The sequence below is a fragment of the Achromobacter sp. E1 genome (assembly GCF_037039475.1).
Classification (GTDB): domain Bacteria; phylum Pseudomonadota; class Gammaproteobacteria; order Burkholderiales; family Burkholderiaceae_B; genus Achromobacter; species Achromobacter mucicolens.
In genome coordinates this window covers 4,044,362-4,062,946 of the sequence record NZ_CP146253.1, presented here as the reverse complement: position 1 = coordinate 4,062,946, position 18,585 = coordinate 4,044,362, and the positions used below count along the sequence as shown (strand labels likewise).

Here is an 18,585-nt window from a genome sequence, read left to right as displayed (position 1 = left end):
ATACGAAATAGGCTGAATCGCGCCGAAACCGGCTGAAATCCCCTTTGAAAATGGATGCGCAGTTGCCCGCGACAAATGTCGCTATGGTAGTTGCCTGGCCGCATAACAACGCGGTGAGATGACATCCACCTCCACGCCATCGGGAACAAAATGAAAGTCAAATCCATGCTGTCTTTCGTCGTGCTTTCCTTGCTCGCCGCCGCGGGCGCCCAGGCAGACAGCTGCCGGGCCAATTACCAGGGCGGGGAAGATTGCAGATACGACGATGGCACCACGTCGTCGAGCCGCTCCAACTACCAAGGCGGTTTCGATACGACCTACAGCGATGGCAGGACCTCCACCAGCCGGAAAAACTACACTGGCGGTTTTGATACCCGCTACAGCGATGGCAGCAAATCCACCAGCCGGTCAAACTACACCGGCGGCTACGATACGCGTTATAGCGACGGCTCGTCTTCTTCCAGCCGGAAAAACTACACGGGCGGTTACGACACCCGCTATAGCGATGGCTCATCGTCTTCCAGCCGGAAAAACTACAACGGCGCGCTGGACACGAATTCCCGGCGCAGCAAGGACAGCAAGGCCGATACGCGCCGGCCGGCAGGCGCCCGCTGAATTGATGTTGGTGTCTGACACCGGCGGCCACCCGGCCCTGCGGGGGCAAGAAGCCGTAGCGCGCACGGCTCCCAAGATTGCGTTCAGTGGCATCGCCGACACATGCGTCATTTAGTAACGGTCGTATCTTTATGGCTACTAATGACCCATAGTGCGTGCAGGGATATTTTTCCCTGGAAAATCTAGGACTTACATTGAAGATTGAAACTGGTATTGTGAAGTGGTTCAACAACGACAAGGGCTTCGGCTTTATCATGCCGGAGCTGGGCGGTAAGGACCTCTTCGCTCACTACTCTGAGATTCAGGGCAGCGGGCACAAATCTCTTGAAGAGAACCAGCGCGTGACGTTCGTCGCCGGCCAAGGACAGAAAGGTCCTCAGGCGACAATGATCAAACCGATTTAAGAACTGGCTGGCTTGCCCTAAGGCAAGCCAGCTGGCACCTAGCAAGTGGGGCCGAATCCTTTGAAACAAGGGATTCGGCCCTTTGACTTTGGACGACTCGCCAACTTGCAGCCCCAACGCGCCGCCGGGCACAATCTTCCCGGCGTGGCGCGTGTGGACGCCGCGGGAGTTTCAACGCCATGCCCGATATTGCCGTTCCTGACGTGCTGGATGCCAGCGAGCGCGTTTCCATTTCCAGCGGCGACCACCGGGCCGAGTTCGCGCCCGGCGGGGGCGGCAGGCTGACGCGGCTGTCGACCGGCGGACACGACTGGATCGTGCCGCTGACCGCCACCGAATGGCCAGCGGGCCGATGGCCGCGTGCCGGATCCTATCCGCTGGCGCCGTATTCCAACCGGATCCGCGATGGCGTCTTCACGTTCAATGGCGCCCGCTACGCGTTGCAGTCCGTGCCCAACCGGCCGCAGGCGATTCATGGCTCGGGGCTGTTCCAGTCCTGGCAGGTCCGCAATCTGACGCCCGACAGTGTCGATCTGGTGCTGGATCAGCCGGCCGGCGTGCTGGGCTGGCCCTGGCCGTTTGAATGCGTGCAGCGCTGGCGGCTGGACAGCCGTGGGCTGAGCCTGAAGATGGCCATCACCAATCGAGGCGACACGCCAATGCCGTGCGGGATGGGCATCCATCCGTATTTCACGGCGCAGCGCGTCACGCTGCACGCCCGGCGCATCTGGCCGTCGGACGAGAATGGCTTGCCCACGGGCAGCAAGACGACGACGGTGCGAGAGCTGCGCCAGTCCGCCGAGGGCTGCGACACGTACCTGTCGCAATGGCAGGGCCGCGCGACGCTGCACTGGCCCGAGGGCCACGAACTGGCGCTGCATGCAGACCCTGCGTTTGCGCATCAGGTGGTGTACACGGCGCCGGGCGCGGATTTCCTTTGCGTGGAACCGGTCAGCAACGTGGCCGATGCGTTCAATCTGGCGGCGGCGGGCGAGACCCGAACCGGCATGCAGGTGCTGGAACCGGGCGAGCGCTTTGCCGCGACGCTGCTGCTTGGCCTCGCGACGCCTCCTCACAGGACTTGGTAAGCGCCGCACCCTGCGGCGATAATCCGCTCAAACCAGAATCAGGAGTCGTTACGTGAAAAAGCTCAGCACCGAACAATTGCAGGCTGCGGTCGAGACGCTTCGCCGGACGCAGGCCAAGCTGGCTCGCGCCGGCAACCTGCCGCTTGAGCCCACTATCTACGCCAGCGCCAAGGGTTTTCGCCGCAACGTGCCCGATTATGTGTGGTCCTGGCTGTCCGGTCTGCTGGCGCCGCACAAGAGCCTGTCGGCCTGGATGGACACGCACCAGCCGGGCTGGCGCGAAGGCAAGACGCCGGCGGCCGCCGTCTATGCCCGCACGGAAAACGGCTGGTTCCAGTGGCTGATCGCCGAACTGGAAGCCGAAATCAACGACCCGCACGCGCGCGCCAAGCGCGAAGGCCGAGGCTGATTGGCCTGATCGCGCCCGGCGCGGCCCGCCGGCGCACGCGATCCCGCTCGGGATCGCCGCGTTTCTAGAACCCTTCCAGCACGATCTTGCCGCGCGCCTTGCCGCTTTCGATGAAGGAGTGGGCGCGGCGCAGGTTTTCCGCGTTGATCTTGCCGTAGTGCTCGCCCAGCGTGGTGCGCAGCGTGCCGTTGTCGATCAGGCGGGCAGCCTGGTTCAGCAGTTCGTGTTGCGCGATGAGGTCGGGCGTGTTGTGCAGCGGTCGGGCAAACATGAATTCCCAATGCAGCGAGGCTGACTTGCCCTTGAGCAGCCGCACATCGATCGCGGCCGGGTCGTCGATCAGCGCAATCTTGCCCTGCGGCGCAATCGCTTCGGCCATCTGCGGGAAATGCGCGTCAGTGTGCGTCAGGCCGGCGATGTAGCTCACATTGTCAAAGCCGATGCGCTTGAGCTCGCCGGCCAGCGGTTGGGTGTGATCGATGACGTGATGCGCGCCCAGGTCGCGCACCCAGGCCTGGGTCTCGGGTCGCGAGGCCGTGCCGATCACGGTCAGGCCGGTGAGCTGTCGCGCCAGCTGCACCAGGATCGAGCCAACTCCGCCTGCCGCTCCGATGACGAGCAGGCTGCGCTGGCTGGGCGCGGCGTTGTCCAGCACCCGCAGGCGGTCGAACAGCAGTTCCCACGCGGTGATGGTGGTCAGGGGCAGGGCGGCCGCCTGCGCAAAATCCAGGCTCTTGGGCATGTGGCCGACGATGCGCTCGTCCACGACATGGCGTTCGCTGTTGGCGCCCGGACGGGTCAGGGCGCCGGCATACCAGACGCGGTCGCCCGGCTTGAAGAGGCTGGTGCGCGCGCCGACCGCGCGCACGATGCCGGCGGCGTCCCAGCCGATGATTTCGGGCTGGCCGTCCTTGGGCTTGCGGTTGGCGCGGATCTTGACGTCTACGGGGTTGACCGAGATGGCGTGCACGTCCACCAGCAGGTCGTGGTCGCCCGGCACGGGTTCGGGGGCGGTGATGTCCTGCAAGGCGTCGGCGTTGTCGGCGGGCAGGTTCTTGAAGTAGGCAATGGCTTTCATGGCGGGAGCGTCCGGCGGTTCAGGGGTTCAGATGATGGAGCGGACCACGCCGCCGTCCACGCGCAGGGCCGCGCCGTTGGTGGCCGACGCTTGGGTCGAGCAGGTGTAGACGACCATGTTGGCCACTTCTTGCACGGTGGCCAGCCGGCGCAGCAGCGAGGTGGGGCGATGCTGGGCGATGAAGTCCTGCTCCATCTGCGCTTGCGAGACGCCTTGCTCCTTGGCCATTTCCGCGAAGAAGTCGGCGACCCCGTCGGACCGGGTGGGGCCGGGCAGCACGGCGTTGACGGTGACGTTGGTGCCCGCAGTCAGCTCGGCCAGGCCGCGCGAGACCGCGAGCTGGGCGGTCTTGCTGACGCCGTAGTGGATCATCTCGGCGGGAATCTGCACGGCGGACTCGCTGGAGATGAACACGATTCGGCCCCAGTTGGCGGCCAGCATGCGCGGCAGGTAGTAGCGCGACAGCCGGATGCCGCTCATGACGTTGGTGTCCATCATGGACTGCCAGTCGTCGTCGGTGATTTCGGTGAAGGACTTGGGTGTGAAGGTGCCGGCATTGTTGACCAGGATGTCCACGTCGGGATGCGCGGCGCATACCGAGGCGGCGCCGTCCGCGGTGGCCAGGTCCGCCTGCACGGTCGTGACCTGGGCGCCTGCAACTTGCTGCGTGACAGTCTCAGCGGCTTGCGCCAGCTTGGTTGCATTGCGGCCGTGCAGGACGACCTGCGCGCCGGCCTCGGCCAGTCCAATGGCAATCGCCAGCCCAATGCCACCGGACGATCCGGTGACAAGCGCCTTCTTGCCGTTCAGTTCGATTTTCATGCGGGGACTCCTTGCGTGTCGGGGGAATGAATGCATGATTACCCACTCCGCACCGATGAAAAACGGGCTAGCATCGCAGGCAGTTTCAATAAATTTTTGAAAATGAGGCCGAAGTGGTCCGATTCGAGGATTTGAAGATCTTTGTCGCCGCGTCGGATCTGGGCAGCTTTTCCGCCGCCGCGCGCGAGCTCGATCTGACGCCAGCGGTGGCCAGCGCCGCGCTCAAGCGGCTGGAAGAGGCGTTGGAAACGCGGCTTTTCGTGCGCTCGACACGTAGCCTGCGTTTGACCAGCGATGGCGAACGCTACCTGGAATATGCGCGCTCGGCGCTATCCACCCTGGAAGCCGGCAAGAACGCAATGGCGCGCGACAAGACGGACATTGCCGGCACCTTGTCGGTATCGATCCCGTCCGACCTGGGCCGCCACGTGCTGCTGCCGTGGCTGGACGAATTCCAGCGCCAGCACCCGCGGGTCAACTTCCAGCTACGCATCAGCGACCGGCTGGCGGACCTGTACCGGCAACCGGTCGACATCGCCGTGCGGTACGGGACGCCGAACGATTCCAGCCTGGTCGCACTGCCGCTATCCGAACACAACCGGCGTGTCGTATGCGCGGCGCCCGCGTACCTTGCGCGGCACGGCGTGCCGCAAACGCCGGCGGACCTGCGCCGCCACAACTGCCTGTCGTTCGTGCTGGGCGAAACGCTGCACGATCGCTGGACCTTCGAGCACGAGGGGACCAGCCTCACCATTCCGGTCAAAGGCGATCGCGTGGGCGACGACGGTGACCTGGTGCGGCGTTGGGCGCTGGCTGGGCACGGCATCGCGTACAAATCGCGCTACGACGTGCTGAGCGACTTGCGCGCGGGCCGGCTGGTCGAACTGCTGGCCGGCTATGGCAGCGAGCCGTCGCCGCTCTATCTGCTGTGCGTGCACCGCATGCTGCTATCGCCCGCGGTGCGGCGCTTGCGGGAATTTCTGCAGGACCGGTTCAAGGCATTCGAGGCGGGCTAGCCGCACGTTCAGGAATTGCTGCGGTATCGCCACGCCACATCCGTTCGCCTCGTCAGTCCGCCATATCAATGCGCCGCATGATGGCCGCCGGCTGCCTGCTTGTTCGCCGCACGCGTGCGTGCTGCCTTCTTGGCCGCGGCTGAGCGGCCGGCCGCACCCTTGGTCGCTGCTGCCTTGCGCGCGGCGGCCGAGCGGTCCGCAGCCGTGCGCTTGCTGGCCGTCTTGGTCGCGTTGCGTGACAGCGCGGACTTCGACGCGGGCTTGGTGCTTTCCTTCTTCAGGGCTTTGGTCGTGGCCTTGGAGCGCGTGCTCGACTTGGCATGGCCGTCGTGCGCCGCGCGGGTGTCCTGCGCTGCCTTGCGTTTGGTCTCGGCGCTGGCGTTCTTGGGCGTACCCAGCTTCACCCCGGCGCGGCGCGCCTTGGACAGGCCAATTGCGATCGCCTGCTTGCTGGATCGCACGCCATGCTTGCCCTCGCGCACATTGTCGATTTCCTCGCGCACGAATTCGCCGGCTTGCGTCGATGCTGATTTGCCTTCGCGCTTGTCCCGCTTTGCGCGCTCGATGGTCTTTCGTTCAGGCATGGTGGTCTCCTTTGCTTCGCATTGCAAAAGTGATTCCGTCGCCGGTCGAGACCGCGCGACGGAACTCGTAACACCACTCTATCGCTGCGCAGGTATCCTGTGTGTTCGAATGGATTGCCGGTCGTAAGCGCCGGAACACGGCGAAAGCACCGACGATTCACAACTCACCCCCTATGCGGAGACGAGCTATGTCGAATCATGTCTATAAGCAGATCGAGTTGGTGGGCTCTTCCACCAAGTCCACCGACGATGCGATCGCGAAAGCCATCGAGCGCGCGTCCGAAACCTTGCGCAACCTGGATTGGTTCGAGGTGACCGAAGTGCGCGGCCACATCAAGGACGGCAAGGTGGCGCACTGGCAGGTAGGGTTGAAGATCGGCATGCGCCTGGAAGGCGATTCCTGATCCCGCCGCTGGTCATTGCTTGACCACGCCTCGCAAGTGACTGTCGCATAACGAGTTTCTGTACTTGTTGTGCGACTGTTCAGAGGCTTGTCCACATTCCATGGGGACAAGCCTGTCCGCTTGTCCACCGTCCCATCTCGTCCTCATCCCGCGCGCTGCGGCGGCGGCACGGTGAGCGATTCTTGCCCGCACCCTGCAAGTCGATGATCTGCAAGGCTTTTGGCAGAGTACTCGCAGACTGTCCTCAGGCTTATCCACATTTGGCGGGGACAACCCCAGCACGGTCAAACCGCGTTTGGGCCTTTCTTGACCACGCTATGTAGGGCATTGATATGAAACGGGATTTTCCACCTGCCCTCATACTGTCCTCATCCTTGTCCACAGAAGGCGGGGACAAATCCACACTCGGGCGTGCGCCGTCACAGTGACGGTCCCGGCAATGCCGAAAACCGGGGATAACTCCGCGGGAAATCGTTCAAAAGGATGATTGCGCATTTATTGATCGCGCATCGCAAGTGCTTGGCGACACAGGGAATTTTGGATCTGCCCCAAGGCTGTCCTCACCTTTCTCCACAGTTGGAGGGGATAAGTGGCGCCTGATGAATCGAAAACGGAACGCGGCTTTGGAGCGCGTTCCCGCAAATGCGGTACGGCGCAATTCTGGCGCGGAACCCATGAATTTGAGGACCATGACCAAAGTCAAGAAGGCGGCCTGCGGCAACGGTACGCTGGACCCGGGTTCTCCTCTGTTTGAGGCCGAGCCTGATCGAAGAAAGGGCTGGATATGTACCTCTCCTCATTGCGTTCGAAACTGACCCGAGCCTCGATTGCGCCGATAGCCCTCTTTCCCGGTCTCGGGCGGGCTGCATCCTCGCACATTGAGGACGCCATCGCCGACGTTCTCGTCTGGATCGTGATCGTTCTGGTGCCGGCGCTCGCCCTCTGGATATTCTGGAAGCTGCATGTCCTGCCGGAGGTGATCGCCGAGAAGCGGCGCCATCCCCAAGCCGAGGCCATCAAGGCGCTCTGCCTGCTTTCCCTGGTTTTCGGGGGAATGCTGTGGCCCTTTGCCTGGTTGTGGGCGTACACCAAGCCGGTGGCGTATCGGCTTGCCTACGGTGTGGACGAGCACGATGGCGATCATCCGAAGCCCCGCGCGAAGGAAAGCGAAGCGGAAGTCTAGAAAAATGGGACGCCATCATTCCCACGGGAATGCCGGGTCCGACGTCACAACCGCCGGTTGACCGGAGGTCGCCATGCTCGAACTGATTTGCGTCTTTTACGCGCTGATCGTTTGGCTTGTCTTCATCAAGCTCAAGCTCCTGCCCTGGAATATTCAATCCCAGGTCGGCGTAGTTGCCTTGGGCTTGGCTGGCATGGTGGCGCTTGTCCTGACGATCAACGTCGTCACGCCGTCGTCGGGCGAGGCGCGTGTCGTCAACTATGTCGTCGAGATCGTGCCGCGCGTGACGGGACGCGTTGTGGAGATTGCCGTGGAAGGCAATCGACCGATCAAGAAGGGCGACGTGCTGCTGAGGCTGGACGATGAGCCCTATCGGCTTAAGGTCAGGCAGCTCGAGGCGAAGCTCATCGACGCGCAAGCGACACGGCAGTCTCTGGATCGCGACCTGTCCGCCGCCCAGTCGGTAACCGCGGCCGCGCTTGCACAAGTTGAACTGAGCCGCATGCGTTTGCGGCAAAGCACGGCCCTGGCTGCGCGGGGCGCGGGGAGCGAGTACGACGTCCAGAGTTTCCAGACTGAACTGAAGGTCCGGCTTGCAAACTGGGAAGCGGCGCGAGAATCGGAAAATAAGATCCGGCTGAGCCTGGGCGCCGTGTTCGATGGCGACCAGGCTTCAGTGGCGCAGGCGAAAGCGGAGTTGGAATTCGCGAAATGGGAGTTGCAGCAAACGACGCTGTATGCGCCCGCTGACGGCTATGCGATCAACCTGCAGGCGCGGGTGGGCTCCTATGCGGCCGCCCTGCCCATGCGTCCCATCATGTCGTTCGTCGAAACCACCCAGCAGGTGATTGCGTTCTTCGATCAGAATCAACTGACAAAGGTGAGACCAGGCAACGAGGTCGAGGTGTCTCTTCGAACGGTGCCCGGCCACATATTCAAAGGCAAGGTTGATTCGATCGTCTGGGCGACGTCCCAGGGCCAGTTTCAAGCGTCCGGCCTGCTGCCCGGCACGACCGCGGAGGGCGATCAGGCCGCTGCGCCCATGCAGTTTGCCGTGCGCATAGACCTCGAGACGCCGCAAGAGATGGCGTTGGCCATGGGCGCCCGCGGGCGGGCCGCCATTTACACAGACAGCCTGGGGATGCTGCACATGGTTCGGAAAGTCATCGTCCGCGTTTCTTCCAAGCTCGACTATCTGGTTCTCAAGCTTCATTGACGAGGCGTCCATGCGATCGCGCCGCCCAAACGCTCTGTGTTTTCTTGCAACGGTGTGCTGTGCCGCGGCCTTCACGACGGGATGCGCAAATCTTGATCGGCCGGACGACGCCGCCTTGTACGAGCAGGCCATGTCCGGCATCCAGGCGCCCGAACATTGGGTCGCGAGCGCGGCAGCCGCCGCGTTCTCGCCGCAATGGGCGGGCTTTGGCGCACAAGGCACCCTGGATGCGCTGATCGATGAGGCCATTGCCAACAACCTGGACCTTCGGGCCGCGGGCAGCCGGCTGCAACAAGCGGCGCATCAGGCCAGGTTGGCAGGCGCAGCCCTGCTTCCCACGGTGGGCCTGGGCGCGCGGACGGCGACAGATCCCACGCCGGGCAGCGCGTTTTCGGCCAATGGCTATGCAGTCTTGATGAGTTGGGAGATCGACTTGTGGGGCAGGGCGCGCGCCGAGAAATTGTCGGCGGAGGCGGGATATCGCTCCGCCGAAGCGGATTACGCATATGCGCGCCAGTCCATCGGGGCCCTGACCGCCCGCAGTTGGCTCGCCGCACTCGAAGCGAGCGGTCAACTGCAGCTGGCAAAGGACCTTGCCGTCGCAACGGACGAACAGCTCAACCTGGTTCGCTACCGTCGCCAGATCGGAAAAACTGGTGAGTTGGAGGTAGCGTTTTGGTCGGAGCAGGCAGGCGCGGCTTCTGACGCGGTCGCAAAATACGAGCAGGCCCGGTCGGAAGCCCTGCGCGCATTGGAACTGATACTTGGACGCTATCCGTCCGCGTCGGTGCAGGCCGACGAAGCGATTCCCGATGCGCCGCCGCCCTTGAGCTCTGGCCTGCCCTTGGACCTGTTGGACCGTAGGCCCGACCTGGTCGCGGCGCGCGAGAGGGTTATTTCCGCATACTTCGGCGCCGAGGAGGCGAAGGCCGCGCGTCTGCCCGCCATTTCGATATTTGCCGGAGCGGGGCGTTTCACGAAAGATTATTCAGGCTTGGCGGCCAGTATGCAGACCTGGGTCTTCCCCTTGGGAGCGTCGCTTGTGTGGCCCCTATTCGACGCGGGGCGCCGCCAGATAACACTGCAATTGCGGACTGAACAGCAACGTGAAGCGCTCGCGCTGTACGCCCGCGTCATCCTGACGGCGATGGCGGAAGTTGAAAACGGTTTGACGGGCGAATATCAGTTGGCAGTGCGCGAACAATCCCTGCAACGTCAACTTGCTGAAAGCCGCCGCGCGCTGACGTTGGCTCAGGTGCAACGCGAGATCGGCCGAGTCGATGATTTTGATGTGTTGCAGCGCAAACGCGACCTCTTGCACGTGCAGGGCAGTCTGTTGCACATCCGCGCGCTGCGGCTGGTTCAACGCGTGAATCTGCATCTGGCGTTGGGCGGCGAGTTCGCCTCGGATGACGCCTCACGGTAGATGCCCCGGCCGCCTTCTTTTGCCTCGCAAGACATGCTTGCGCCGTGTCGTGGGGTAGTCGAATTGCGGCGCTGGCTTGGTCGTGCGATAAAAAAAGCCCCTCGACGCATCGAGGGGCTTGATCGCCCGGAGGTAGATCGGGCGATCGGCGCCGGCACGCGCGGGGCGTGGCCGGCGTCGGCGGCAGATCAGGCGTTCATTTTCTTGATCCAGTCGACGTAGCGGTCCACCCAGCCCTGCAGGAACTTGCGGGTGCCTTCGTTGGTGATGGTGAACTGGTCGTCGACGAGGCCTTCGGAATACTGCAGGAAGACTTCCGGCGTGGTGAGCGCGTTGGCGCCTTCGGCGGCCAGAATGTTGCGCAGATGTTGCTGCATCATGGCCGTGCCCGCGGCGCTGGGCGATGCGCCCAGGATGCCGACGGCCTTGCCGGTCCACGAATTCTGGCCCCACGGGCGCGAACCCCAGTCGATGGCGTTCTTGATGGCGGCCGGGACCGAGCGGTTGTGCTCAGGAGACACGAACAGGATGCCCTGCGCGTCGGCGATCTGCTGTTTGAGCTTGGCGGCGGGGGCGGGCAGGTTGTTTTCGTTGTCCTGGTTGTAGAGCGGGATGTCGCCCAGGCTCACATACTCGAACTTGAAGTCGGCCGGAACCAGCTTTTCCAGCGCACGCGCCACGCGCAGATTGATCGAGGCGGCGCGCAGGCTTCCGACGAAAACCGCAATCTTGTATGTGCTCATGAGCAGGGGCTCCAACAAGGAAAAGGGAACGGCCAGTGTAGACCTGCAGAAGTCCGGGCTCAATGCCGTTTGCGAATATTCACATGGCGTTTGGCAATGTCGGCCTTATGCCCGCAGGGCCCACGCGTCTTGACGGTACGCGGGCGATCGACGATGTCACGTCATCAGGCTGACATGGGCGGCCACGACGCGCCAGCCTTCGGGGGTGCGCATCCATGTCTGGCTCTGGCGTCCGGTGCGGGTGCTGCCTTCGCGCTGGAATTCCAGGTTGGCGGTGGCGAAGTCCCGGCCATAGGTGGTGATGGCGGTGCGCAGGACCTGTCTTGCCAGGCCTTGCGGCGAACGCTGTGCGCGGAAGGCACGGATCTGGTCGTAACCGTAGAGGTTTTCGCCGGCGCCATAACGCAGGGTATACGGGCTGTTCCAGAACAGGGTGTCCAGCACTTCCACGTCGTTGGAAACCAGCGCCGCTTCGTAGCGTTCGACAACCGCGGTGACCTCGGCCACGACGTCGGGCAGATTGATGTCCATTGCTGCTTATCTCCGGTATGCACCAGCTTGGTGCGTGATGTAGGGGTAATCACCAATATGGGGTGTGTTGCGGTGCGCAAATATCCACGCGCCGGACCCCGGAAGCCCTCGCAAGGCGGGATTGCTGCGCTGCAAGGCTGGCACGCCGTTTGCTAGGGTTAACGTGCATAACACGCTGCACGCTGCCCCAGGAGTATCACCATGTCCGCATCCGCCGTTTCCGTTCCGGTCACCATGATGGTGACTCGGCACATCGCGCCCGAACGCTATAGCGATTTCCTGTCCTGGATGCGCCAGGGCGAGATCCTGGCGGCGGGCTTCCCGGGGTTTCTGGGATCTGGCGTGCTGCAGCCGCCCGAAGGCGGCGACGAATATCAGATCTTGCTGCGCTTCACGGACGAGGCGAGCCTGAACCGGTGGGAGAAATCCCTGCCGCGCCGCATGTGGCTGGAGCGCGGCGCCAGCCTGGTGCGGGCGAGCCACGAGCATCGCGTGAAGGGCACCGAAGGCTGGTTTGCGCCCAAGGCCAGCACGCCGCCGCGCTGGAAGCAGGCGGTCAGCATCTGGCTGGCCTACTTTCCGGTGCTGCTCGTGTTCTCGATGCTGGTGAGCGAACACTTGAACATCCTGCCGGTGTTCTGGCGCGTGCTGATCACGAGCGTGATACTTACGCCCATCATGGTGTTCTTCTGCATTCCATTCATCTCGCGCGTGCTGCATCGCTGGCTGCGCGCCAGCTGAGGCCGCGGGGGCGCTGAGCCGCGCGCCGGGCGCGGCGGTGTCCTTCACCTTCACGCGGCCTTGGCGCGGCGGGTCGAGTACAGCCGGTGCAGCGTGATCTTGCGCACGGCGTTCTGGCTGTCCTGGATGTGCGCGCGCAACAGCGCTGCCGCGCCCGCGGCATCGCGCGCCAGGATGGCGGACAGGATCGCGGCGTGTTCCCGGTAGGTGGTGCCAATGCGGTCGGGCTGGGTGAAATCCAGACGCCGCACGATGCGTATCCGCTCGGTGGCGGCGCGGTGCACGCGTGCGATCTCCGGGTTGCCGGCGGCCGCCACCAGCTCGACGTGAAAGCGTTCGTCCAGGTCCGCCAGCCATTCGCAATCGCTGGAACGGTCGCTTTCGTCCACCAGCCACGTTTCGGCAAGCGGGCGCAGCGCCAGCAGCGGATCGGGCAACCGGCCCGGCGCGCACAGTGCATGCACCGCGGCTGCTTCCAGCACGCTGCGCAGCTCGTAGAAATGATCCAGCGTTTCGAAATCCAGCGGCTTGACCAGCCATCCATTGCGCTGGCGCACCTCTAGATAGCCTTCCCGCTCCAGCCGGAACAACGCCTCGCGCACGGGCGTGCGGCTGATGTGCAGGCGGTCCGCGATCTCGGTCTCGGTGAAGCGGTCGCCCGGGGCCAGGCGGAAATCCAGGATGTCGCGCTTGAGCGTGGTGTACGCGGAGTCGGCCAGCGTGCGCGGCATGTCGATGGCGGCGAAGGCGGTGTCCATGTCGAGGCTCCAGGCGTTGCGGGTGGTGGGGCGGGGTGGGCGGTCAGACTGGCCGGACGCGGGCTGCGCCGGCTTGTTCCAGCGCATGGGCTGCGCGCAGGCAGTCGATCTCGCGCCACGGGGCGGCGATAAGCTGCACACCCAGCGGCAGATGGCCGTCCTCGTCCAGCTCCGGCCACGTGGGCGCGGTGCAGACCGGCAGGCCGATGGCGGAAATCGGTTGCGTCAGCAGGCCCATGCTGGCGCGGGCCGGCAGTTGCTTGCCCGCCAGCGTCAGCCAGTCCGCGCCGATGGGCGTGGCGCTGACGGGCGTGGCCGGGGCGATGAGGACGTCGTAGTGTTCGAAGAGGGCCAGCGCTTCGAGATAGGCGCGATGGCGCACGCGCTGCGCCTGCTGCACCCAGGCGGCGGGGACCAGGCTGCCGGCCACCAGGCGGTCGCGCGAGTGCGGTTCGTAGTAGTCGTAGTGCGTGACGAGCCGGCGGCGGTGCAACGCCCCGCCTTCGGCCGCGGTGATGACGAAGGCGGCTGCGCGGGCCTGCGCCGCGGCGGCAAAGTCGACCACATCGGTGGCGCCCAGGGCGCGCGCGGCAATCTCAACGGCGCGGCGCGCCTGCGGCCCCGCCCATTCCGAAAAATAGCCGCCCAGCACCCCGACGCGCAGCGCGCCCGCGCCCTCGGAAAGGGCCGGCAATGTAGGCGTGGCGGGGCGCTGCGCGCCGGCGATGTCGGCCTCGTCAGGGCCTTGCAGCGCGTCGTAGGCCGCGGCCAGATCGCCGGCGGTGCCCGCGAAGGGCCCCAGGTGATCCAGGCTGCCGACGAAGGGGAAGGAACCGGTGCGCGGCAGGCGGCCGAAGGTGGGCTTCAGGCCGAAGACGCCGCACAGCGAGGCGGGCACGCGGATCGAACCGTTGGTGTCGGACCCCAGGGTCAGCGGCACCAGACCGCCGGCCACCGCGGCGGCGCTGCCGCCGGACGAGCCGCCCGCGATGCGGGCCGTGTCGTGCGGGTTGCGGCACGCGCCGTAATGCGTGTTTTCCGTGGTGAAGCCGTAGGCGTGCTCATCCATGTTGAGCGCGCCGATCAGCACGGCGCCCGCCTCGCGCATCCGCGCCACCAGCACCGCATCGCGGCTGGCAGGGGGATTGGACGCGTTGACGCGTCCCCCGGCCAGCGTGACCTCGTCGGCGACATCAAAGAGGTTCTTCACGGCGTAAGGCACCCCGGCCAGCGGCGGCAGCGTGTCGCCGCGCGCCCGGCGCGCATCGATGGCCCGCGCTTCCTGCCGCGCGCGGCTTTCCGTCAGGGCCGTGAAGCAGTTGTAGCGGGGATCGCGCTCGCGCACGCGGGCGAGGGTGGCGTCCAGCACCGCCACGGCGCTGCGTTCGCCGCTGCGCACCTGGCGGGCGATATCGTGAGCGGGGCCGGTCACGGGCGGAACACCGAAGCCGATTCCAGTTCCACCGGCAGCGGCTCGTCCGCAAACGCGGCGGCGATGTCGTGGATGCGGGCGAACTGCTGCGCGACCTGCTCGGTGGCGGACTCGCGCAGCGCATACCCCGACAGCGCCAGCGCGCTGCGCACGTATTGGTCGATGGTTTCCTGTGTCATGGCGGATGCTCCCGGTGATGGCGTGGGTTACTTGCGCACTTCGCGCTGGAAGATCTCCAGGCTCAGTTTCTTCATCTGGATGAAGCTGGGCTCGGACAGCGTCTCGACCGTGCGAGGGCGCGCGTCCGTGTAGTCCAGGATCTCGGCGACCCGCGTGGGGCGCTTGGTCAGGAGCAACACCTGGTCGGCCAGGTACACGGCTTCCTCCAGGTCATGCGAGACCAGCAGCATGGTGGTGCCGGTCTGCAGGAAGACTTCCTGCAGCTTCTCGCGGATGAACAGCGTCATCTCGAAGTCGAGCGCCGAAAACGGTTCGTCCAGGAACAGCACCTCGGGCCCGGGCGCCAGCGCGCGCATGATCGAGGCGGTCTGCTGCTGGCCGCCGGAAAGTTCGTAGGGATAGCGGTTCAGATCGAACTTCACGTCGAACGAGGCCACCAGTTCCTCGACGCGCGCGTCGACCTGGGCCTTGCTGCGGCCTTCCAGCCGCAGCGGATAGGCGATGTTGTCGATGGTGCGCAGCCACGGAAACATGGCTTCGCGGTAGTTCTGGAAGACGTAGCCGATCTTGGTCTGCGCCAGCGATTTGCCGTCGAAAAGGATTTCGCCGGCATCGATGGGGATGAGGCCCGCGATCATGTTGATCAGCGTGGACTTGCCGCAGCCGTTGGGACCGAAGACCGATACGATCTTGCCCTTGGGAATGTCCAGGTTGAAGTCTTCATACAGCGGCCAGCCGGCGAAATACTTGGTCAGGCCGCGGATGGTGATGTGCGTGCCCAGCGGGCCCGGCTGAAAGGGCGCGGCGGCCGGTCCGGGCGCGATGGCGGGATTGATGACGGTGGACATTATCGGCCGCTCCAGTGAACCACGCGCTTTTCCAGCACGAGAAAGAGAATGTTGAGCACATAGCCCAGCGCGCCGGCCGCCAGGATCGCGGCGTACATCTCGCGCACGTTCAGCACCTGCTGCGCATTGATGATCCGGTTGCCCAGGCCGCTGTCCGAGCCGATGAACATCTCGGCCACGATCACGATGACCAGCGCCATCGACACGCCGCTGCGCAGGCCGACGAAGGTGGGCTGCAGGCTTTCCCAGATCAGCACGTCCTTGAAGATCTGCCAGCGCGAGGCGCCCATCACGCGCGCGGCCATCACCCGCTGCTTGCGGGCGTTGATGACGCCGTAGGCGCTGTTGAACAGGATCACCAGCACGGCGGCGAAGGCGGCGATGGCAATCTTGTTCATGTCGGTCACGCCGAAGATCATCAGGAACAGCGGGATCAGCGCGGAGGACGGCGTGGAGCGGAAGAAGTCCACCAGGAATTCGACGCTGCGGTAAGCCTTTTCATTGCTGCCCAGCAGCACGCCCAGCGGCACGCCGATCACGCCGGCGATCAGGAAGGCCTGCACTGTGCGGTTCAGCGAGGACAGGAAGTCGGCCAGCAGCGGGCCGCCCGCCATGCCCTTTACCAGCGCCACGATGGTGGCGCTGGGCGTGGGCAGCAGCACGGGGCTGACCAGCTGCAGCCGGACCACCAGGTCCCACACGATGAACAGCGCCAGCGGGCCGATCAGGGGAAGCAGGCGCGCGCTGTTGAACTTGCGCGGCGGTTTGGACATGGCCGGCTGCGCCTTGGGCGGCGCGGCGGTGGAGGCCGGAGAAGGGGCGGGCGTGGCGCCCGTAGCCGTGGTCGCGGTCATGGATCAGCCCTTGTAAAGCATGGTCGAGACGTCGACCTTTTGCGCGAAGATGCCCTTGTCGGTGAAAAGGTCGAAGAACTTCTGGAAGTACTGCACGTCGCTGGGCGTGAACTCGTTGTGCAGCGTGTAGGCGGCCAGCGGCACTTCCTCGGTCATCGGGCCTTCGATGGCGGTGTAGCCCTTCAGGAAGGGGCGCGCCTCGGCGGGGTTGGTGCGGATCAGTTCGATGCCGCGCGCGTACGCGGCGATGAATTTCTTGCTTTCCTCGGGATGCTTTTTCAGGAAGGCGGTGGTGAGCGAGGCCGAGCCGCCGAACCACGGCGCCATGGGATCGCCCAGCACGTATTTGGCGATCACGCCCGTTTCCAGCACGCGGGTCGTGCCGTTCAGGCGGCCCACCGTGCCCGTGGGTTCAAGCGTGTAGCACGCATCCAACTGGCCGGCGGCAACCGCGGCGACGTGCTGGCTGATTGCCAACTCGACCACGGTTGCTCCGGTTGCGCCGGCGCGCTCCAGTACTGCCTTGGCCAGCGTGGAATTCTGGATGCCGGGACCAGAACCGACCTTTTTCCCCTTGAGGTCTGCGATGGATTTGATGGGACTGTCTTTCGCGACGATGAACTCGTCCAGCACGTTCTTTACGTTGCTGGGGTTGGACGCAAAAATCTTGAACAGGCCGGGCGAGGCGATCTCGCCGATGGCCAGGTTGGCCGAGCCCGTGCCGTTGGCGCTGCCGTCGGCACGGCCCGCAAGCATGGCTTCCATGACCTGCTGCGCGCCGGCGAACTTCAGCGCCTCGACGTTCAGGCCCGCTTCCTTGAAGTAGCCTTTCTCGATGGCGGCGTAGAACGGCAGGCCTGCGGCCACGGGCCAGAAGCCGATGCGGATGACCGGACCCGATTGCGCGCGCACCAGCGCCGGGGCGGCGAGCGCCGCGGCGCCCATGGCGGCGCCCTGGATCAGGCGGCGGCGGGTGGCGTTGAAGGCGTAGGGTGCGTTGCGATCGATCATGTGGGGCTCCTGGGCTGCTTGAGTGGGGGCGCTTGTAGACAAGCTTGCATACCAGTCATCAAGCAATACCCGTGCCAGGTTGCGCGCGGGAGGGTTTGCCCCGTGGCGCGCCCGCTTGCCGCTTCAGGCTGGTGCCCGGCGTGAACCAAAATGGTGCAAAGCGCACCACATAAGGGGACATAGCGCCTCGCCGCGCAGTCGGGCACGCGCGGCCGCCGGGATGGCAGTAGCATCTGGCCCATGAACACGCGTTTTGTCGAAGCCTTTCTGTGGTCCGCCCGGCTGGGCAGTTTCCGCGCCGCCAGCGACCGCCTGCACATTACGCAGGCGGCCGTGGCAAACCGCGTCGCGTCGCTGGAAGAAGACATTGGCGCGCGCCTGTTCGAACGCGACGCCAAGGAGCTGAAGCTGACCGCCGTTGGCACGCGGCTGCTGGACTACGGCGAGCGCCTGCTCGCGATCCGCCAGCAGATCCTGTCGCTGGGCAAGCGGGGCGACGAGGTCGCCGGTCTGGTGCGCATCGGCGCGATCGAAACCGTCGTGCATACCTGGCTGATCGGCTTTCTGACGAACTTGCGGTCGACGTATCCGGGCATCGAGGTGCAGCTCACGTCGGAAACCACGCGCGCCCTGCATCGCGGCCTGCGCGAGGGCACGCTGGACATCGCGTTTCAGACGGATGTGCTGAACGACACGGGCATCATCAGCATGCCGTGCCTGCCCATGGAAATGGGCTGGGTCGGGCCGGCGGGGGGTGAAGACGCCATGTCGGTGCATGACCTGCTCGGCGAGCCGGTGCTGACGATGAGCCCGGGCTCGCAGCCGCACGAGGCGCTCAAGGCGCTGTACCGCGAGGTGGGCATGCCGCAAGGCAAGGTGCATTTCGTCAGCTCGATCTCGGCGCTGGCGCGGCTGGTGCGCAGCGGGTTCGGCCGCGCGCTTGTACCGTTGCCGCCCATCTACGAATACGTCGCGCGCGGCGAGATCCAGGTGATCCGCACCGATCTGCCGGCGCCGCCGCAGCTGCTGGTGGTGAGCTACCTGGAAAGCGGCGGGTCCGACGCCATCCGGCTGGTTGCCGAGCTGGCCTGCCGCGCGTCGGATCAGTTCACGGCCGCGGTGGTGGCCCCGCAGGCCGAACCGGCCCGTTGGCAAGGGTGAAAACCCCGGATCGCTTTCAGTAATTCTGTTGCCGGGCGCAAGATTTATTGGTTTGCCGCGCGGCGGCCTGCGCCCGAAGAT

General features: G+C 65.0%; 22 protein-coding genes. 11 read left to right on the top strand and 11 right to left on the bottom strand.

Translation table 11 applies throughout. The features are described from left to right. Window positions 1–150: 150 nt before the first annotated feature. The 4 genes from V6V88_RS18855 (at window position 151) to V6V88_RS18840 (ending at window position 2,516) form a co-directional block, all read left to right on the top strand. Entirely contained in the window at window positions 151–615 is a 465-nt protein-coding gene (locus tag V6V88_RS18855) for a hypothetical protein (RefSeq protein ID WP_280003280.1), read from the top strand. 194 nt (window positions 616–809) lie between these two features. Continuing rightward, window positions 810–1,019: a cold-shock protein gene (locus tag V6V88_RS18850; RefSeq protein ID WP_062842107.1), complete on the top strand. Its 210-nt coding sequence runs from the start codon at window positions 810–812 to the stop codon at window positions 1,017–1,019. A gap of 179 nt (window positions 1,020–1,198) precedes the next feature. Beyond that, window positions 1,199–2,107, top strand: coding sequence for an aldose 1-epimerase (locus V6V88_RS18845; protein WP_338615945.1), 909 nt, complete (start codon window positions 1,199–1,201; stop codon window positions 2,105–2,107). Window positions 2,108–2,159: 52 nt separating this feature from the next. Next, complete coding sequence (locus V6V88_RS18840; protein ID WP_056323418.1) at window positions 2,160–2,516, top strand: hypothetical protein; 357 nt, start codon at window positions 2,160–2,162, stop codon at window positions 2,514–2,516. 64 nt (window positions 2,517–2,580) lie between these two features. Here V6V88_RS18840 and V6V88_RS18835 read toward each other — a convergent pair whose 3' ends face one another. Then, complete coding sequence (locus V6V88_RS18835; RefSeq protein ID WP_338615944.1) at window positions 2,581–3,594, bottom strand: zinc-binding alcohol dehydrogenase family protein; 1,014 nt, start codon at window positions 3,592–3,594, stop codon at window positions 2,581–2,583. Window positions 3,595–3,621: 27 nt separating this feature from the next. Continuing rightward, window positions 3,622–4,416, bottom strand: coding sequence for an SDR family oxidoreductase (locus V6V88_RS18830; RefSeq protein WP_062842104.1), 795 nt, complete (start codon window positions 4,414–4,416; stop codon window positions 3,622–3,624). Window positions 4,417–4,529: 113 nt separating this feature from the next. On the opposite strand from V6V88_RS18830, the gene V6V88_RS18825 reads away from it, so the two are divergent. Beyond that, the gene (locus tag V6V88_RS18825) at window positions 4,530–5,432 is read left to right on the top strand and encodes a LysR family transcriptional regulator (protein WP_062842103.1); all 903 of its coding nucleotides are present in this window, start codon (window positions 4,530–4,532) and stop codon (window positions 5,430–5,432) included. A 65-nt stretch (window positions 5,433–5,497) separates the two neighbouring features. Here the strand turns inward: V6V88_RS18825 and V6V88_RS18820 are convergent, their stop codons facing one another. Further along, on the bottom strand, window positions 5,498–6,016 hold the full coding sequence (locus tag V6V88_RS18820; protein ID WP_056323428.1) for a DUF6496 domain-containing protein: 519 nt from the start codon (window positions 6,014–6,016) through the stop codon (window positions 5,498–5,500). 188 nt (window positions 6,017–6,204) lie between these two features. Between V6V88_RS18820 and V6V88_RS18815 the strand changes: the two genes are divergently transcribed. From V6V88_RS18815 to V6V88_RS18800, 4 genes are all read left to right on the top strand, one after another. Next, window positions 6,205–6,420, top strand: a complete 216-nt coding sequence (locus V6V88_RS18815) for a dodecin (protein ID WP_062842102.1) — start codon at window positions 6,205–6,207, stop codon at window positions 6,418–6,420. 784 nt (window positions 6,421–7,204) lie between these two features. Beyond that, window positions 7,205–7,603, top strand: coding sequence for a DUF3302 domain-containing protein (locus V6V88_RS18810; RefSeq protein WP_280003277.1), 399 nt, complete (start codon window positions 7,205–7,207; stop codon window positions 7,601–7,603). A gap of 73 nt (window positions 7,604–7,676) precedes the next feature. After that, window positions 7,677–8,819, top strand: coding sequence for an HlyD family secretion protein (locus V6V88_RS18805; RefSeq protein ID WP_338615943.1), 1,143 nt, complete (start codon window positions 7,677–7,679; stop codon window positions 8,817–8,819). A 130-nt stretch (window positions 8,820–8,949) separates the two neighbouring features. After that, window positions 8,950–10,245: a TolC family protein gene (locus tag V6V88_RS18800; RefSeq protein WP_338615942.1), complete on the top strand. Its 1,296-nt coding sequence runs from the start codon at window positions 8,950–8,952 to the stop codon at window positions 10,243–10,245. A gap of 188 nt (window positions 10,246–10,433) precedes the next feature. On the opposite strand, the gene V6V88_RS18795 is transcribed toward V6V88_RS18800, so the two are convergent. Continuing rightward, window positions 10,434–10,988, bottom strand: coding sequence for an NAD(P)H-dependent oxidoreductase (locus tag V6V88_RS18795; protein ID WP_056323434.1), 555 nt, complete (start codon window positions 10,986–10,988; stop codon window positions 10,434–10,436). Between the two features lie 156 nt (window positions 10,989–11,144). Beyond that, complete coding sequence (hpxZ, locus tag V6V88_RS18790; protein ID WP_338615941.1) at window positions 11,145–11,519, bottom strand: oxalurate catabolism protein HpxZ; 375 nt, start codon at window positions 11,517–11,519, stop codon at window positions 11,145–11,147. 201 nt (window positions 11,520–11,720) lie between these two features. On the opposite strand from hpxZ, the gene V6V88_RS18785 reads away from it, so the two are divergent. Then, a complete protein-coding gene (locus V6V88_RS18785; protein WP_338615940.1) occupies window positions 11,721–12,260 on the top strand; it encodes an antibiotic biosynthesis monooxygenase in 540 nt (179 codons plus the stop codon). Between the two features lie 50 nt (window positions 12,261–12,310). Here V6V88_RS18785 and V6V88_RS18780 read toward each other — a convergent pair whose 3' ends face one another. Genes V6V88_RS18780 through V6V88_RS18755 form a run of 6 tightly spaced genes read right to left on the bottom strand, consistent with a single transcriptional unit; the run spans window position 12,311 to window position 17,343 of the window. Beyond that, window positions 12,311–13,018 carry a GntR family transcriptional regulator gene (locus V6V88_RS18780; RefSeq protein WP_338615939.1) on the bottom strand — a complete coding sequence of 236 codons (708 nt, stop codon included), beginning with the start codon at window positions 13,016–13,018 and terminating at the stop codon, window positions 12,311–12,313. A 43-nt stretch (window positions 13,019–13,061) separates the two neighbouring features. Next, on the bottom strand, window positions 13,062–14,450 hold the full coding sequence (locus tag V6V88_RS18775; RefSeq protein WP_338615938.1) for an AtzE family amidohydrolase: 1,389 nt from the start codon (window positions 14,448–14,450) through the stop codon (window positions 13,062–13,064). Further along, complete coding sequence (locus V6V88_RS18770) at window positions 14,447–14,629, bottom strand: DUF4089 domain-containing protein (protein WP_056323446.1); 183 nt, start codon at window positions 14,627–14,629, stop codon at window positions 14,447–14,449. The genes V6V88_RS18775 and V6V88_RS18770 overlap by 4 nt, the downstream gene beginning before the upstream one ends. Before the next feature lie 27 nt (window positions 14,630–14,656). After that, entirely contained in the window at window positions 14,657–15,478 is an 822-nt protein-coding gene (locus V6V88_RS18765; RefSeq protein ID WP_056323449.1) for an ABC transporter ATP-binding protein, read from the bottom strand. Next, entirely contained in the window at window positions 15,478–16,332 is an 855-nt protein-coding gene (locus V6V88_RS18760; RefSeq protein ID WP_062839231.1) for an ABC transporter permease, read from the bottom strand. The genes V6V88_RS18765 and V6V88_RS18760 overlap by 1 nt, the downstream gene beginning before the upstream one ends. A 3-nt stretch (window positions 16,333–16,335) precedes the next feature. Then, complete coding sequence (locus V6V88_RS18755) at window positions 16,336–17,343, bottom strand: ABC transporter substrate-binding protein (protein WP_056323453.1); 1,008 nt, start codon at window positions 17,341–17,343, stop codon at window positions 16,336–16,338. 240 nt (window positions 17,344–17,583) lie between these two features. Here V6V88_RS18755 and V6V88_RS18750 point away from each other — a divergent pair, with 240 nt between their 5' ends. After that, a complete protein-coding gene (locus V6V88_RS18750; RefSeq protein WP_062839229.1) occupies window positions 17,584–18,504 on the top strand; it encodes a LysR family transcriptional regulator in 921 nt (306 codons plus the stop codon). Window positions 18,505–18,585: the final 81 nt, after the last annotated feature.

Bases quoted from the DNA above. Each gene is read 5' to 3' on its own strand.
- V6V88_RS18800 (WP_338615942.1), top strand. From the start codon at position 8,950: ATGTCCGGCATCCAGGCGCCCGAACATTGGGTCGCGAGCGCGGCAGCC.
- V6V88_RS18795 (WP_056323434.1), bottom strand. From the start codon at position 10,988: ATGAGCACATACAAGATTGCGGTTTTCGTCGGAAGCCTGCGCGCCGCC.
- V6V88_RS18750 (WP_062839229.1), top strand. From the start codon at position 17,584: ATGAACACGCGTTTTGTCGAAGCCTTTCTGTGGTCCGCCCGGCTGGGC.
- V6V88_RS18820 (WP_056323428.1), bottom strand. From the start codon at position 6,016: ATGCCTGAACGAAAGACCATCGAGCGCGCAAAGCGGGACAAGCGCGAA.
- V6V88_RS18810 (WP_280003277.1), top strand. From the start codon at position 7,205: ATGTACCTCTCCTCATTGCGTTCGAAACTGACCCGAGCCTCGATTGCG.
- V6V88_RS18760 (WP_062839231.1), bottom strand. From the start codon at position 16,332: ATGACCGCGACCACGGCTACGGGCGCCACGCCCGCCCCTTCTCCGGCC.
- V6V88_RS18815 (WP_062842102.1), top strand. From the start codon at position 6,205: ATGTCGAATCATGTCTATAAGCAGATCGAGTTGGTGGGCTCTTCCACC.
- V6V88_RS18805 (WP_338615943.1), top strand. From the start codon at position 7,677: ATGCTCGAACTGATTTGCGTCTTTTACGCGCTGATCGTTTGGCTTGTC.
- hpxZ (WP_338615941.1), bottom strand. From the start codon at position 11,519: ATGGACATCAATCTGCCCGACGTCGTGGCCGAGGTCACCGCGGTTGTC.
- V6V88_RS18755 (WP_056323453.1), bottom strand. From the start codon at position 17,343: ATGATCGATCGCAACGCACCCTACGCCTTCAACGCCACCCGCCGCCGC.
- V6V88_RS18835 (WP_338615944.1), bottom strand. From the start codon at position 3,594: ATGAAAGCCATTGCCTACTTCAAGAACCTGCCCGCCGACAACGCCGAC.
- V6V88_RS18785 (WP_338615940.1), top strand. From the start codon at position 11,721: ATGTCCGCATCCGCCGTTTCCGTTCCGGTCACCATGATGGTGACTCGG.
- V6V88_RS18855 (WP_280003280.1), top strand. From the start codon at position 151: ATGAAAGTCAAATCCATGCTGTCTTTCGTCGTGCTTTCCTTGCTCGCC.
- V6V88_RS18770 (WP_056323446.1), bottom strand. From the start codon at position 14,629: ATGACACAGGAAACCATCGACCAATACGTGCGCAGCGCGCTGGCGCTG.
- V6V88_RS18765 (WP_056323449.1), bottom strand. From the start codon at position 15,478: ATGTCCACCGTCATCAATCCCGCCATCGCGCCCGGACCGGCCGCCGCG.
- V6V88_RS18780 (WP_338615939.1), bottom strand. From the start codon at position 13,018: ATGGACACCGCCTTCGCCGCCATCGACATGCCGCGCACGCTGGCCGAC.
- V6V88_RS18830 (WP_062842104.1), bottom strand. From the start codon at position 4,416: ATGAAAATCGAACTGAACGGCAAGAAGGCGCTTGTCACCGGATCGTCC.
- V6V88_RS18845 (WP_338615945.1), top strand. From the start codon at position 1,199: ATGCCCGATATTGCCGTTCCTGACGTGCTGGATGCCAGCGAGCGCGTT.